The following is a 14,687-nucleotide window of genomic DNA, read 5'->3' as shown; positions in this document are numbered from 1 at the left end:
TAAGCGGCGTTTTTATTTATCAACAATGCTTGAATTAGTCGTAAAACAGTGCAAAATCGGCCAAATATTAAGACTGGGATCCCCCCTATCTTCAAACGGATTTTGCTGATGTTCTTTAGCACTCGATTACGCTTTTCTACTCTCAACGATAGTGGCTGGTTAAGCGCATTTACTGCATTTGCTTTGGCTGTGACTTTTGCCTCCCTTTTGGCCAGTGCAATTGCTCCGGGTGAAGCGTTGTGGTTATTTTTGCCTGCCGTATTACTGGCTGCCTACCGGAAAAACGCGACGCTGGCTTATCTTTGTCTAATAGGCGCAATCTGCGTTGTGGCTTATGTGTGTCGCCATCATATTCCCTATGCGCTGTTATCTGCTTTTTCACTGCAAGTTGCCTGGTTCTTGCTACTCAGTGTCACTCTGATAAACCTGCTTGGTAAATTAACCCTCCATCAGCAGCAATCCTCGGTGTTTGATGATAACAGCAAAGTATTGACCACAGACAGCAACGGTAAAGTCGTTACAGATGTATTAGAGCGTTTCGCGGTCTTTATGGGCGTAATGACACCAGATGGCATTTTGCGCGAAGCGAACAAAACCGCCCTTGTTTCAGCGTCACTACAAGAAGATGAAGTTATTGGTTTACCGTTCGAGCAAACCTTCTGGTGGTCACACGATAGCCAAGTCCAGCAATCGATTCGTAAAGCGATCAACAAGGCGAAGCACGGTGTGTCCTCTCGCTTTGATACCACAGCGAGGCTGACTGACGATGTACTCATCGATCTAGATTTCATGTTGCACCCTATTTTTGACGAGCATGGTAGTGTGGTGCAGCTTATTCCTTCAGGCATTGATATCACGACCAGGAAGCGTGCTGAGCGCAACTCAGCGATGTTAACTCAAGTGAGTGCTGATTTACTCAGCGCAGGTAGCTTAAATAGGATCAAAGCGATCATAACCGAAAACTTAGTACAACATCTTGATTTGAGTGCCTGCATTTTTTGCGAAACTCAACCTGTTTCAGACAGACTGGGGATCACGCACGTATGGCAGCACGCGTCGCTACCAGAAATGCCTAAAGCTAAAATGGAACTGCCCTTTGAAATTGTCATGTGCGAGAAAGAAAACCTCACCTTGATCGTGAATGATGTCTCCACGGATCCTAGATATACGGAAGGTCAGTTTCAGGAAAGAGGCATCGGCGCTTTTATTTGTGTGCCTATCAGCCTGGATAAAAAGAACCATTTCGTGTTGAGTGTTTATCGTGACGGTCCACATGTGTGGCGTGATGACGAAATAGAATTGGTGATCGAGTTTGCTCGGCGTTTTTGGGTGCGTACTGAGCACCTAAGAATTTTAGATACCCTACGGGCAAGTAAAACCACGTTAGACATCACCCTTGAGGCAGCTCAAGTAGGTGACTGGGAGGTGGATTTAGTCACAGGCTTAACGCGGCGCTCTTTGCACCACGACAAATGCTTCGGTTATGAAACTCAAATACCTGATGAGCAATGGGGGATTGAAGGCTTTTACGCGCATATTCACCCCCAAGACAGAGATGAAGTAAAATATAAGTTCGAAAAGTCGTTGAGAGACGGTAGCGACTTTCGCGCTGAGTTTCGCGTTATCTGGCCAGACAAAAGTATTCACTGGTTAGCGTCATATGGCAGTTTATATGGCGAAACCGATGGTAAATCCACGCGCATGCTGGGTATTGTCGCAAACATAAGTGAGCGCAAAAGAACCGAAGCCTTGCAGATTGCGCAAACCAATGCATTGGAGCTTATGGCCCAAGAGGCACCACTTAATGATGTGCTTGAAACTCTTATATTATCTTTAGAGGAGCATTCTAAAAATGGCATGATTGGCAGCATCATGTTGGTTGATGAACACGCCCAATGCTTGCATTTTGCTGCTGGGCCCAGTCTTCCAAAAGCCTATGTACAGCACATTGATGGCTTGGAAATAAATCAGGAGAGTGGCGCGTGTGGTGCTTCAGCGGCCACAATGCAAGCTGTGTTTGTTGCGGATATTGCGTCTGATCCACTCTGGATTGAGTACCGAGATTTAGCACTGGCCCATAATTTACGGGCGTGTTGGTCGTTGCCGATTATTTCCGGTAAAGATGTGCTGGGCGTATTCGCCATGTATTACAGTGCGCCTCAAGCGCCTGCAAAAATGGACTACGACAGCCTTGATATCATCATGCGCACCGCTGAGCTAGTCATCAAGCGTAGGCAAAATGAACAATCTGTCAGATCGAGTGAAGAGCGCTTTCGCGCGGTCGTCGACAATGTGCCCCAACTAGCTTGGATGGCCAATGCTCAGGGTGAAATAGAATGGTTTAACCAGCGCTGGTTATCTTATACCGGCACCACCATGGAGCAAAACTTGAACGGCGGTTGGAAGGCGCACCATCATCCAGATCACCAAGAAGCCGTATTCAGCAAATTTGCCGACTGTTTAGCCAAGGGTATCGACTGGGAAGACACCTTTCCCCTTCGTGGCGCAAACGGTAAATATCGCTGGTTTCTATCCCGAATGAATGCGATCTATGCCCAAGATGGCCAGCTGATCCGATTTTTTGGTACTAATACCGATGTCACCGAACAGCGTAAAATGGCTGAAAAGCTTACCAAATTAACAGACAAGCTATCAGTGGCTGACAAGCGCAAAGATGAATTTCTTGCCACCCTCGCCCATGAGCTCAGAAACCCCTTAGCGCCCCTGCGAAATTCGATGGAGTTGATACGCAATGTCAAAACCAACCCCGCGATGATGCAGACCGCCGTGACAACCATGGATCGTCAAGTTGCACAAATGGTGCGCCTAATTGATGATTTACTGGATATCAGCCGTATATCAAAAGACAAACTGTCTTTAAAACGCCAACGTATTGAACTCAAAGACATCGTTGAACAAGCGGTTGAAGCCGTTAGCCCCTACGCCAACCGTTTGGGCCACACTGTGCAGGTTAGCATGCCAAATGAATCCATTTCTTTATTTGCTGACCCTGCACGTTTAGCGCAGATACTTGGTAACTTGCTCAACAATGCGTGTAAATATACGCCTAAAAACGGGCTTATTTGGGTAACGGTCAATATAGGTGACGAGCAACAAGTCAGCATTAGCGTGAAAGACAGCGGCTTGGGTATTGCTGAGCATATGCGCTCGCAAGTATTTGAATTGTTTACCCAAGTAAGCAATCAGCTCGAACAAGCAGAGGGCGGTTTAGGCATTGGCCTGTCATTGGTCAAACGTTTAGTCGAAATGCACGGCGGTCATGTCGAGTGTAAAAGCGAAGGCTTAGGCCATGGTGCAGAGTTTATTGTCACGTTACCTTGCACGCCCGCTAAACCAAGCAGCAAAACCAAAAACGTTGGGGTGAGTCGCCCAGCGCAAATCGAGCCGTTGAATGTGCTGATAGTAGATGACAACCAAGACAGTGCAGACAGCATGCAGATGTTGCTCGATATACATCAGCACACCACACACGTGGTTTATGATGGTGAGCAAGCCGTTATCGCTGCTGCGCAACACAAACCGGATGTCATTCTACTCGACATAGGCTTGCCTATTCTTGATGGTTACCAAGTGTGCAGCGCCATTCGTAAAGAAACATGGGGCAAAAACATAACGATCATTGCCCTAACGGGCTGGGGCCAGGATGAAGATCGACGTAAATCTAAAGAGGCTGGTTTTGACCATCATATGGTTAAGCCAATTTCACTAAACGCATTGTTGAATCTTTTGGCTCAAGTAAGCCCTTCTAACGGATCGTAACAGAGGCGTTGGAAGGGCTTGTTCAAAAGCTGATAGTTGCCAGGCCATTGAGTTAACGCGTTTAAAAGAATTAAACTGATAGCCCAGATGTTCAGCTAAGCATCACTAGCAAACTTGGGGGTAAGGCCTGAAAATCAAAGGCCATGCCGATACTAAGGGCAGTAATGGTTAAAATCGAAAAGCCAAATACTTGCCTTGCCCACACCACCAGCTCGATGTTTTTGCGATAGCCACGTAATGCCATAAACAGCCACCACAAGCTAGTCACACAAGCCACCGCCATAAACGTCAGACCGGTGTAACCGCTTAGCGGCAGTAGCGCGCTGACAATCGCAAACACAGCGATGTATAACACAATATGTAATTTAGTTTTCGCGATCCCCTTCGCTACCGGCAATACCGGTATATTAGCTTTGGCGTAATCGTCAAAACGAAAGATAGCGATGGCATAAGAATGCGGCATCTGCCACAAACTGAACATCAATAGCAAGATAGCGGCGCCTGCATCAAATTGGCCACTTGCGGCGCAGTAACCGACCACAGGTGGCACCGCGCCTGACAAGCTGCCCACTAAAGTGCCATACACTGATTTACGTTTCATATATAAGCTATACACGCCCACATACACCGCGTAACCCAGCACAGCAAAGCCCACTGCAATGCTATTGGTGTAGCGAATAAGCAAACCAAAACCGAGCACCGCCAAGGCCACACCAAATTGTAGCGCGTGAGCAATGGACACATCTCCCGTGACTGTAGCGCGATTGCGTGTGCGCTGCATTTTGGCGTCAATGTCTGTATCAATACAGTTATTGAGCACACAACCCGAGGCCACCACAAGCGACAAACCTAACACCGTCATGAGCATCAATAAACTGTCAACCTCCCCTCGCGAGGCGAGCAAAAAACCACCAGCAACAGAGATTAAATTGCCCATGATGATGCCGGGCTTAGTGATGTTGATATAACGTTTTATTTTCATGGTGGCCTCCTTCTTACATCATCATCGCGTTAGCGCTATAGATGATCCAAATGGACAACCCAACCACCATCACAATAATCAGTGCAGTAAACAGAAACGCAAATGTGTCCATTCGCCCTTTGACCGAAAAATTAAGGTGCAAAAAGTATTTCAAGTGCACCACAATTTGCACCAGCGCAAAGGAAACCACACTGTAAAACAGGACAGATTTACCAAAATGCCCACTCATTACCATCCAAAACGGAATGCCAGTGAGAATAACGGATAACACAAAGCCAACTAAATAGGACTTCACGCTGCCGTGGGAAGTCGTTTCAGCAGAATGACTCATCACATTGCTCCTAATAAATATACAACGGTGAATAGACAGACCCAGACGATATCCAAGAAATGCCAAAATAAGCTTAGGCAACCAAGGCGCGTAACGGTTTGCGCACCTAAACCGCGCTTAAGTACTTCGAGCACCATGACCAGCATCCAGATTAACCCCGCGGTAACGTGCAAACCGTGCATGCCCACCAAAGCAAAAAATGAGCTTAGAAATGCACTGCCGTCTGGGTTATGGCCCTCAACAATCAAGTGATGAAATTCATACACTTCCATGGCGATAAACACACAGCCAAGGGCCATAGTGACCAACAACCACAGCAAGGTGCCAGCTTTTTGCTGTTTATGGGCATATAAAAATGCGAAACCATACGTAATACTACTGACCAACAGCGCAGCCGTTTCGACTAGCACGAAGTTTAGGTCAAATATATCTTTGCCTGACACCCCACCGTCCGTGTTCATATATAAAACGGCATAGGTGGCAAAAACCGAAGCGAACAAAATACAATCGGTCATTAAATATAACCAAAAACCGAACAGTGTATTCCCACCTGTATCCTGGTGTTCGTCATGATGACCGCCACCGTGATCATCCGCATGTAAGCCGTGTTCATTGGCGAATTTCAATGTTTCTGGTACGGCGCTCATAACGCTTCCTCCTTCACAGTGGCCACACTGGCTAAGTGAGCTCTCTCAATCTCAGCCACTTCTTGTGGCTCAACGTAATAATCCACGTCTTTGGCGTAACAGCGTGCAATTAACGCCACAACCATACCCAGTGTACCCACAATGGCTAGCCACCAAATATGCCAAATCAAGGCGAAACCAACGATGCCAGCGGCACCTGCGATCTGCATACCGGCAGCGGTGTTACGCGGCATGTGAATTGGCATATATTCGTCAGGAGCTTGGTACTCAATGCCTTTTTCTTTCATATCAGTGAACGCATCAATGTCATGCACTTTAGGCAGAACAGCAAAATTGTAGAACTGAGGCGGTGATGCAGTTGACCATTCGAGTGTATGACCATTCCACGGATCGCCATCTACGTCTGGGTTTTGTTCACGATCGCGAATACTCACGTAAAGTTGCACAAATTGCAGAATGATACCCACGAAGATGATCAATGCGCCTACAGCTGCAATATATAACCAAATGTTCCAATCTGGGTTATTGGTGTGGTTTAAGCGACGAGTCATACCTAGGAAGCCAAGTACATACAAAGGCATAAAAGCGACATAGAAACCTATTTGCCAGCACCAGAAAGAGTATTTACCTAAGCGCTCGTTCAAATGAAAGCCTGTGGCTTTAGGGAACCAAAACGCAAAGCCCGCCATGTAACCAAATACTGCACCACCTATGATGGTGTTGTGAAAGTGAGCCACTAAAAATAAGCTGTTATGCAATACATAATCAGCACCAGGCACAGCAAGCAATACCCCTGTCATACCACCGATACTGAAAGTAACCATGAAGCCTAAAGTCCACAGAACCGGCACCGTAATGCGCAAGCGCCCGCGGTACATAGTGAATAACCAGTTAAACAGCTTCACCCCTGTGGGTATAGCAATGATCATGGTCATCACCCCAAAGAAGGCGTTTACGTCAGCACTTGAGCCCATGGTGAAGAAGTGATGCAACCAAACCACAAAACCTAAAATCGATATAGCACCACTCGCCCACACCATTGAGGTGTAGCCAAACAAGCGCTTACCAGTAAAGGTTGAAATAACCTCTGAGAAAATACCAAACGCAGGCAGCACTAATATATACACTTCAGGGTGACCCCAAGCCCAAAATAGGTTGATGTACATCATGGCGTTGCCGCCACCGTCATTGGTAAAAAAATGGAAATCTAAGTAACGGTCAAGCGTCAGTAAACCAAGCACTGCAGTTAAAATCGGGAATGACGCTACAATTAAGATATTGGCCCAGGTACAAGCCCAGGTAAAAATCGGCATTTGCATTAACTTCATACCCGGAGCACGCATTTTAAACACAGTGGCTAAAAAGTTAACGCCGGTGAGTAATGTGCCGATGCCTGATATCTGCAAGGCCCAGATATAGTAATCGACCCCAACCCCAGGGCTAAAGGACATCTCCGACAATGGCGGGTAGGCTAGCCATCCGGTTTTTGCGAACTCGCCTAAACCTAGCGAGATATTAATCAACACTGCTCCTGCTGCTGCCAACCAAAAGCTCAAATTGTTCATGAAGGGGAATGCCACATCACGTGCGCCAATTTGTAAAGGCAGCACTATGTTCATCAAACCAATCATAAATGGCATGGCCATAAAGATGATCATGATAATGCCGTGGGCGGTAAATATCTGGTCATAGTGCTCAGGAGGTAAATAGCCCTGTGCCCCATTAGTTGCCAGAGCAAGCTGCGTGCGCATCATTATCGCGTCAGAGAAGCCGCGAATAAGCATGATCAACGCAAGAATAATGTACATTATGCCTAACCGTTTGTGGTCAACTGAGGTCAGCCAGTTGTGCCATAGTACTCCCCATTTTTGATACTTAGTAATTAGGCCGACTACAGCCAGCCCAATGACACCAATCACCGCCAACGTCACCATAATTATGGGTTCGTGGTACGGAATGGCGTCCAGGGATAAATTTCCTAATAGCGACATAATTAATCCTCCGCCTGCATGTGCATTTGAGCCGAATGCTCTTGATGATCTTCGTACATATCATGGGAATTCATGTTGCCCATAAACTGCATCACAATATGCTGGAACAGTTGGCTGTCCACCGAGCCGTAATAATTAACGGGGTTATTTTCACTTGGTTTTGCTAATTGGGCATAACTTTGGTCACCCAGTTTTGCTGGGCTGTGTTTAACTGCACTGACCCATTGTTCAAATTCTAGTTCGCTGTTTTTAGCGATGGCTTTGAATTTCATTCCGGTAAACCCGGCACCACTGTAATTGGCTGAAATGCCGTCAAACTCACCCGCTTCATTGGCGATCAAGTTAAGACGTGTCGTCATACCTTCCATAGAATAAATCTGGCTACCAAGCTGGGGGATAAAAAACGAGTTCATGGTGGTATCAGACGTGATCTTAAACTCCACCGGCACATCTTTGGGGAACACCACTTCGTTGATCGTGGCAATCCCTTGTTCTGGATAAATAAACAACCATTTCCAATTCAGAGACACCACTTGTATGGTGATAGGTTTGTGTTCGTGATCCAAAGGCTTGTATGGGTCCAGCTCTTGAGTGGAGTACCAAGTCAAGGTGCCCAATATCGCAATAATCACAATGGGGATTAACCACACAACCACTTCGATTTTGGTTGAGTGCGCCCACTTCGGGTCATAAATCTCATGCTCGCGACCTTCACGGTAACGCCAAGCGAAATATAAGGTCATGCCAATAACAGGAATAACCACCAGCAGCATGAGTACCGTTGCTACAACGATCAAATACTTTTCATCGATGCCCACCTGACCTTTAGGATCAAGCACACCACCTTCACAGCCCGACAGCAACAATATACTTGCAGTCAACACTGAATAACCTAACTTACGGATCAACAAAGGATTTCTCCTACCCACAGTTTTCAAAGCACTGCCATAAGTGAATCAGGCAACATTAAACACCGGACAAACCGGATTTATAGTGTGAGCGGGCTCAAGGTCAATAATTGGTCAGATAGCTTAGGGCTAGCTGAACATCTGCATGTGACTTAGTGCTATCGCTAGCACATAAACAACAGTGACTTATTTAATGACTTGAACCGCTATGAAAATATGGGGGGAGCACGAGATCCATGTGCGCTGGGCACAAGGCTGATAACAGCGGGAACAATAAATAACGGCTTAGGTTTAGCCGCCAAATGGCGAAGGACATAATCAGGTACAAGATTCAAAAGCCATAAAGCATGTTTCGCGAAATAACCGCTTAGTGCTAATAACCAAAGAAGAAATGCACTGCTAAGCACATCGAAAGAAGAAAAGTCGAGGGCGAAGCCGACCAATTCAGCACCTTCGTAGATGCCGCCAAGAAATACACTGAAGCTGCTTAAAAAAACCAACACTCCAGACACCAAGCACACTTTCGCAAAAAGCGACGTGCTCGATATATTCACCAACACCTTACTGCGCTGAATGAAATCATCTGTTTGGTGAGTTATTTGCTTCAATCTAAAATCCGGCGTTTATCACACGTTAAATATTGCATCTTGAGCAAAATCAATTTTGGCTCAGTTTTTGTTGCGCGGATACTAGCAAAAGCGATTCGAAGCTACAAAGCGATGTCAGCCCTAAATTGTAAATATTCATTATGAAAATCATAAGTTTACAAAGAAAACACATTTCACAAACAATTGCACAACATTGTACAAAGTCCGTAAGTCGCTTTGATGCCCTACCTAACTTTGCAAAGCTGGGTGAGTAAATCAACCTCTGCTACGACCTAAATCCCATACAAATAACACAACCAATATGCGAATCTTGATTTACAAAATATATATTACAAGGATACTATGTGGACATTCGCTGTATAAAACCAACAGATTTATCCTATTAGAGACGTCATCATGCCTCATTCAAACACTGCTACTTTTATCATCTCGCGCCTTGTTCTTTCACCTCGCGCGCTCTCAAGTATCAACATTTTCGGTATTCGTTCATTACTCATATTTGGCAGTGCCCTATTCACTTCTATTACTGCCCAAGCGATTGACGAAGAATTTATCAGTTACGATCAAAACGAGATTGCCATCGTCAATGTCACCTTAATTGATGGTACGGGCGTCGCCCCTAAACCACGTCAGACTGTACTAATGAAATCTGGGCGCATTGACGCAATTGGCTCCTCAGCAGACATACGCCCTAGCGCATCAGCCCAGATCATTGATGCTGCAGGTAAAACCTTAATACCTGGCTTGGTAATGATGCACGAACACATGTTCTACCCCACGGGTAACGCCCACTACACTGAAATGCTATACAGTTTTCCTCGCTTATATTTAGCGGGCGGGGCAACCACAGTGCGCACCGCTGGCACCACTGCCCCCTATGGCGACTTAAACTTACGCGATGCCATCAACACCGGAAAAACAATGGGCCCAGATATTGACGTGACAGCTCCTTATTTGAATGGCCCCGGGCTGCCTATTCTTAAGATTAAATCGCTGCGCGATGCACAAGACGCCAAAACATGATGCAGTACTGGGATCGAGAAGGCGTCACGTCCTACAAAGCCTATATGCATATCCATCAAGACGAACTAGCCCAAGTCGTCGCGTCAGCCCATCAGCGCAACCGCAAAGTCACTGGGCATTTATGCTCCATTACCTATCAGGAAGCGGCCGAGTTGGGCATCGATAACCTAGAGCATGGTTTTTTCGCAGCCACCGACTTTGTTAAAAACAAAAAGAAGAACGAGTGCCCATCAAGTGAACTTCATCAATCGCTGCTGAATTTAGACATAGGCAGCCCAGAAGTTAATGCTCTTATAAAGGTGTTAGTGGATAAAAACGTGGCGCTCACATCCACTTTGACCGTATTTGAAACCTTTACCCAAGGCCGCCCTAAAGCCTATCCGCTCGCTCTAGAGGCCCTTATTCCCCAAGTACGAGAGCAATATGAAAGCCAATGGCAAAAAATCGCTGAGCAAGAAAACCCAACCTGGCCTATTGTCTTTAAAAAAATGATGCAATTAGAGAAGAAATTCGTTGAGGCTGGTGGCATTTTGATGGCGGGCACCGACCCTACCGGCTATGGCGGTGTCATTGCAGGCTTTTCAAATCAAAGGCAAATCGAATTATTGGTCGAAGCGGGGTTTAGCATTGAGCACGCGATTAAAATCGCCACTTTAAACGGCGCAACCTTTTTAGAGCGAGACAATAAAGTAGGCTCTATCGAGGTAGGCAAACAAGCTGATTTAGTCTTGATAGACGGCGAATTGACGAACGATACCAAGGCCATCCGTAACATGGCAGTGGTGTTTAAAGATGGCGTTGGCTACAACGTCAGCAAGATTGTACAGAAAACCAAATCTGTCGTCGGGCTACATTAGTCTGCCTGCGCATAGAGCTTAAACTCTTTAAAAAGGAACATAACATGATAAAAACACATCGACCTACAGCAATCACGCTAGCCCTTTGTGCTGCCATCAATGCATTTGCGTTCTCGGCAAATGTAAACGCAAGCGACATCCCTACAAAACAACTTCAAGACGTTGAAAAAAACGTCGTGGCTTGGCGCCGAGACATCCATCAACATCCAGAGCTGGGTAATCGTGAAACACGCACCGCAGATATTGCAGCTTCACACCTTGAAAACCTAGGCATGCAAGTAGAGCGAAATATCGGCTATACCGGTGTCGTTGGCATATTAAAGGGCGATTTACCCGGCCCCACTGTGATGTTACGCGCTGATATGGACGCCCTGCCCGTCACCGAAAAAGTCGATTTACCCTTTGCTTCAACCCAAACCACAAATTACCGCGGGGTTGATGTGGGGATTATGCACGCTTGCGGTCATGATACTCATGTCGCCATGTTAATGGGCGCGGCCGAGGTATTAGCTGGCATGAAAAAGCAATTGCAAGGTACGGTTATGTTTGTCTTTCAGCCCGCTGAAGAAGGCGCACCACAAGGCGAAGAAGGTGGTGCAGAATTGATGCTAAAACAGGGAATATTTGAGCAACACAAACCCGATGTGGCCTTCGGTCTGCATATCACGTCCGGTTTGAATACAGGCAAAATCGGCTATCGCAGTGGCCCTCTGATGGCCAGTTCAGACAGTTTCGAGATTGCTATTCACGGCACACAAACTCACGGCTCAACACCTTGGAATGGGGTAGACCCTATTTCAGCTGCCGCTCAAGTGGTGACAGGAGTAAACCATATTATTAGTCGTCAAATAGACATCACTAAAGAGCCAGCGATAGTCTCGTTTGGTAAAATTGCTGGCGGTGTGCGTAACAACATCATCCCTGAGAAAGTAGAAATGGTCGGCACCATTCGTAATTTCGATATGGACAATCGCCAACAAATTTTTGATAAAATCAAACACACAGCCACGCATATAGCGGCCGCTTCTGGCGCCACAGCAGAGGTTGAAATTAACGAAGGTTATCCCGTTACCATTAACAACCCAGCCTTAACCGAACAAATGTTGCCAAGCCTAAAAAAGGTGGCAGGTGAAGAAAAGGTCGTCGTCATGCCGAAAATTACCGGGGCAGAAGACTTCTCTTTTTATGCGCTTGAAGTCCCCAGCGTGTTTGTGTTTTTAGGTGGCACACCAGTAGGGCAAGACGCCACGAAAGCACCGAGTAATCACTCCCCTTATTTCTTCGCTGATGAAAAAGCGTTGCCCATCGGCACCGCGACATTGACCCAACTGGCGCTGGATTACATGGCAGCTAATGCGCCTTAATTAAGTCCTTTTAGGCTTATCGCGCGGATTCTTGTATTGCTGTTTCATGTCAAAAACGGCATGATTCGGGCGCAATTTTCAGTTGCAAGCCTGTGATGTATATGTGATTTAAGGTAAAAAGTTTACGATGCCAACCCCAAGTGTTATCCCAGCCAAACAAATACGCAGTCAAGACACTCAGCGGAAACTTATGGCTGCTGTACACCACTGCCTGCAAAGTAAGTTTTTTGAGCACATCAGTATCAAAGAATTATGCGATCACGCTGGCGTTTCGGTTGGTACCTTCTATCGGCGCTTTAAAAACAAAGAAGCCCTGCTACCGCTGTTATACCAAGATTTCGGTAGCGAGCTTACCCATTGGATTGAACAATTAGAACAGATGCCGTTTAAAACGTTAGCTGATGCAGTGCAAGAGATAACTCACAAGACCCATGAATTTTTTGTAGCCAATCGTAGCTTGTTTCGCACCATTCACCTTAATTCACGTTTGCACACTGACATAGTGGCTGGTGGAGCCCTCATAGACAGACGGCTTCTGTATAGCCGTATTAGTCATATTTTACTTAGCTTCAGTGACGAGATTAATGCCATAGATAAATCAGCTGCAGCAAATATGGTGATTTTCACCATGATCACTGCCCTGCTTGATAAAGTACTGTACCCCGACATTACCCCATCGGTTGCATGCGAGTTAGATTCTTTCGCCTTATGCGATGAACTAACAAAAATGTTGCTCTTGTATTTGGGTCACTCAAACGTGTAGTAGCCGGCGACTTAATGCAGCGGCAGAAAGCAAAATAGTTAGTACCTCAAAACCATAATGATAATGTGAGAAAAACGAGCATGAAATTAGCTAAAACAATGGCCATATTAGGCCCAGGTATCGTTTGGGCCGCCACCAGTATTGGGGTATCACACATAGTGCAGTCAACCCGAGCAGGAGCCGATTTCGGCTTTGCCTTATTAGGCTTTATTTTACTGGCTCACGTGGTGAAGTATCCCTTTTTTCTATTTGGCCCTAAGTACGCTGGGTTAACTGGCAAAAGCCTACTCGATGGCTATCGCTCAGTGGGCAAATGGGCGTTTTACCTGTTTCTCAGTTTGACCTTTATCACCATGTTTTTTGTTCAATCAGGGGTTACCATAGTTACAGCCGCATTGGCCATGAATCTATTTGGTGATGTACTCACCCTTTCCCAATGGGCGGCCTTAATACTGGGAGTAGTATGCGCCGTGCTCTTGATAGGTCATTACAAGCTCCTCAACACGCTATTAAAGTGGATGATGCTGGTACTGATCATTTGCAGCATTATCGCTTGGTTTGCTGCAATCGGGCGCTTGGGATTCAGCCCAGCCGAAGGGGTGCCGACTATCGAAGTTGGCTCTATGGCAAGCATCGCTTTTATCGTGGCACTGATAGGCTGGATGCCCACCGCAGTTGAAGTATCGGTCTGGCATTCGTTATGGATATTGTCTCGTGGGGCCAAACCTGGCGTTCAAAACGCGAAAAATGCCACCTTGGACTTCAACATTGGTTACGCGGCGAGTTTGTTGTTAGCCATCATCTTTTTATGGTTGGGCGCCTTGCTCATGTTTGGACAAGGCGAAGGTTTTGCCAACTCAGCAGCAGCGTTTGCTGGGCAGCTTGTCGGGATTTACAGCAATGCGTTGGGGGACTGGAGCTGGTTATTAATGGCGGTTGTGACCTTTGTGGCGCTATTTTCTTCGACATTTGCAGTGGCCGATGGTTTTCCGCAAGTTTGGAAGCGAGCTTATCAGCTCACCCACGCTCATAATGCCCCTCTCCCCCTTGATAGCGCCAGTGATACGCCACACGCGAAAAAGGGAAATGTCGTTTATATCGCCGCACTATGCGTACTCGCCTTGGGCAGTTGGTGGATAATTTCTGACTTTAGCGCTGACATAAAAGCCCTATTGGACTTTGTGACGACAGTTTCCTTTGTCAGTGCGCCTATCTACGCTTGGTTAAATTATAAGGTCATGATGGGGGCAGATGTTGACGCCCAATATAAGCCCCAGGGCCTATTTCGTATTTACACTTTATGCTGTTTAAGCGTGCTAACACTCTTCAGTGTGTACTATATTTTTTGGAAGTTTGTAGCTTAGGAAGCTAGGCGTTAGCAACTACCTTTATTGACGTTACGTAGCCCAATCATGAACTGTAAAAAAACCTAA

Annotated in this window: 12 protein-coding genes; 6 read left to right on the top strand and 6 right to left on the bottom strand. The window is 46.3% G+C overall.

Annotated elements, in window-relative coordinates:
- Positions 1-108 precede the first annotated feature (108 nt).
- The gene (locus GMES_RS08115; protein ID WP_006992155.1) at positions 109-3,780 is read left to right on the top strand and encodes a PAS domain-containing protein; all 3,672 of its coding nucleotides are present in this window, start codon (positions 109-111) and stop codon (positions 3,778-3,780) included.
- Positions 3,781-3,871: 91 nt separating this feature from the next.
- Here GMES_RS08115 and cyoE read toward each other — a convergent pair whose 3' ends face one another.
- The 6 genes from cyoE to GMES_RS08085 form a co-directional block, all read right to left on the bottom strand.
- Complete coding sequence (cyoE, locus tag GMES_RS08110; protein WP_006992154.1) at positions 3,872-4,762, bottom strand: heme o synthase; 891 nt, start codon at positions 4,760-4,762, stop codon at positions 3,872-3,874.
- A 13-nt stretch (positions 4,763-4,775) separates the two neighbouring features.
- Positions 4,776-5,093, bottom strand: a complete 318-nt coding sequence (gene cyoD / locus GMES_RS08105) for a cytochrome o ubiquinol oxidase subunit IV (protein ID WP_006992153.1) — start codon at positions 5,091-5,093, stop codon at positions 4,776-4,778.
- The gene (gene cyoC, locus GMES_RS08100; protein WP_006992152.1) at positions 5,093-5,740 is read right to left on the bottom strand and encodes a cytochrome o ubiquinol oxidase subunit III; all 648 of its coding nucleotides are present in this window, start codon (positions 5,738-5,740) and stop codon (positions 5,093-5,095) included. The genes cyoD and cyoC overlap by 1 nt, the downstream gene beginning before the upstream one ends.
- Positions 5,737-7,731, bottom strand: a complete 1,995-nt coding sequence (cyoB, locus tag GMES_RS08095; RefSeq protein WP_039986913.1) for a cytochrome o ubiquinol oxidase subunit I — start codon at positions 7,729-7,731, stop codon at positions 5,737-5,739. Before cyoB ends, cyoC begins: the two co-directional genes overlap by 4 nt.
- 2 nt (positions 7,732-7,733) lie before the next feature.
- Positions 7,734-8,642 (bottom strand): ubiquinol oxidase subunit II, encoded by a 909-nt coding sequence (gene cyoA / locus GMES_RS08090; protein WP_006992150.1) that lies wholly within the window; start codon positions 8,640-8,642, stop codon positions 7,734-7,736.
- A gap of 203 nt (positions 8,643-8,845) precedes the next feature.
- Complete coding sequence (locus GMES_RS08085; RefSeq protein ID WP_006992149.1) at positions 8,846-9,247, bottom strand: hypothetical protein; 402 nt, start codon at positions 9,245-9,247, stop codon at positions 8,846-8,848.
- A 396-nt stretch (positions 9,248-9,643) separates the two neighbouring features.
- On the opposite strand from GMES_RS08085, the gene GMES_RS22810 reads away from it, so the two are divergent.
- The 5 genes from GMES_RS22810 (at position 9,644) to GMES_RS08065 (ending at position 14,618) form a co-directional block, all read left to right on the top strand.
- On the top strand, positions 9,644-10,270 hold the full coding sequence (locus tag GMES_RS22810) for an amidohydrolase family protein (RefSeq protein ID WP_226990268.1): 627 nt from the start codon (positions 9,644-9,646) through the stop codon (positions 10,268-10,270).
- Positions 10,267-11,127, top strand: coding sequence for an amidohydrolase family protein (locus GMES_RS22805; protein WP_226990267.1), 861 nt, complete (start codon positions 10,267-10,269; stop codon positions 11,125-11,127). The genes GMES_RS22810 and GMES_RS22805 overlap by 4 nt, the downstream gene beginning before the upstream one ends.
- 44 nt (positions 11,128-11,171) lie before the next feature.
- The gene (locus tag GMES_RS08075; protein ID WP_006992148.1) at positions 11,172-12,491 is read left to right on the top strand and encodes an amidohydrolase; all 1,320 of its coding nucleotides are present in this window, start codon (positions 11,172-11,174) and stop codon (positions 12,489-12,491) included.
- Positions 12,492-12,618: 127 nt separating this feature from the next.
- Positions 12,619-13,254, top strand: coding sequence for a TetR/AcrR family transcriptional regulator (locus tag GMES_RS08070; protein WP_006992147.1), 636 nt, complete (start codon positions 12,619-12,621; stop codon positions 13,252-13,254).
- Between the two features lie 80 nt (positions 13,255-13,334).
- A complete protein-coding gene (locus tag GMES_RS08065) occupies positions 13,335-14,618 on the top strand; it encodes an NRAMP family divalent metal transporter (RefSeq protein ID WP_006992146.1) in 1,284 nt (427 codons plus the stop codon).
- Positions 14,619-14,687 lie beyond the last annotated feature (69 nt).

This window comes from Paraglaciecola mesophila KMM 241, from assembly GCF_000315015.1.
Classification (GTDB): Bacteria; Pseudomonadota; Gammaproteobacteria; order Enterobacterales; family Alteromonadaceae; genus Paraglaciecola; species Paraglaciecola mesophila.
This window is presented reverse-complemented; position numbering and strand designations above follow the sequence as displayed.

Bases quoted from the DNA above. Each gene is read 5' to 3' on its own strand.
- GMES_RS08070 (WP_006992147.1), top strand. From the start codon at position 12,619: ATGCCAACCCCAAGTGTTATCCCAGCCAAACAAATACGCAGTCAAGAC.
- GMES_RS08115 (WP_006992155.1), top strand. From the start codon at position 109: ATGTTCTTTAGCACTCGATTACGCTTTTCTACTCTCAACGATAGTGGC.
- GMES_RS22805 (WP_226990267.1), top strand. From the start codon at position 10,267: ATGATGCAGTACTGGGATCGAGAAGGCGTCACGTCCTACAAAGCCTAT.
- cyoD (WP_006992153.1), bottom strand. From the start codon at position 5,093: ATGAGTCATTCTGCTGAAACGACTTCCCACGGCAGCGTGAAGTCCTAT.
- cyoC (WP_006992152.1), bottom strand. From the start codon at position 5,740: ATGAGCGCCGTACCAGAAACATTGAAATTCGCCAATGAACACGGCTTA.
- cyoE (WP_006992154.1), bottom strand. From the start codon at position 4,762: ATGAAAATAAAACGTTATATCAACATCACTAAGCCCGGCATCATCATG.
- GMES_RS08065 (WP_006992146.1), top strand. From the start codon at position 13,335: ATGAAATTAGCTAAAACAATGGCCATATTAGGCCCAGGTATCGTTTGG.
- cyoB (WP_039986913.1), bottom strand. From the start codon at position 7,731: ATGTCGCTATTAGGAAATTTATCCCTGGACGCCATTCCGTACCACGAA.
- GMES_RS22810 (WP_226990268.1), top strand. From the start codon at position 9,644: ATGCCTCATTCAAACACTGCTACTTTTATCATCTCGCGCCTTGTTCTT.
- GMES_RS08075 (WP_006992148.1), top strand. From the start codon at position 11,172: ATGATAAAAACACATCGACCTACAGCAATCACGCTAGCCCTTTGTGCT.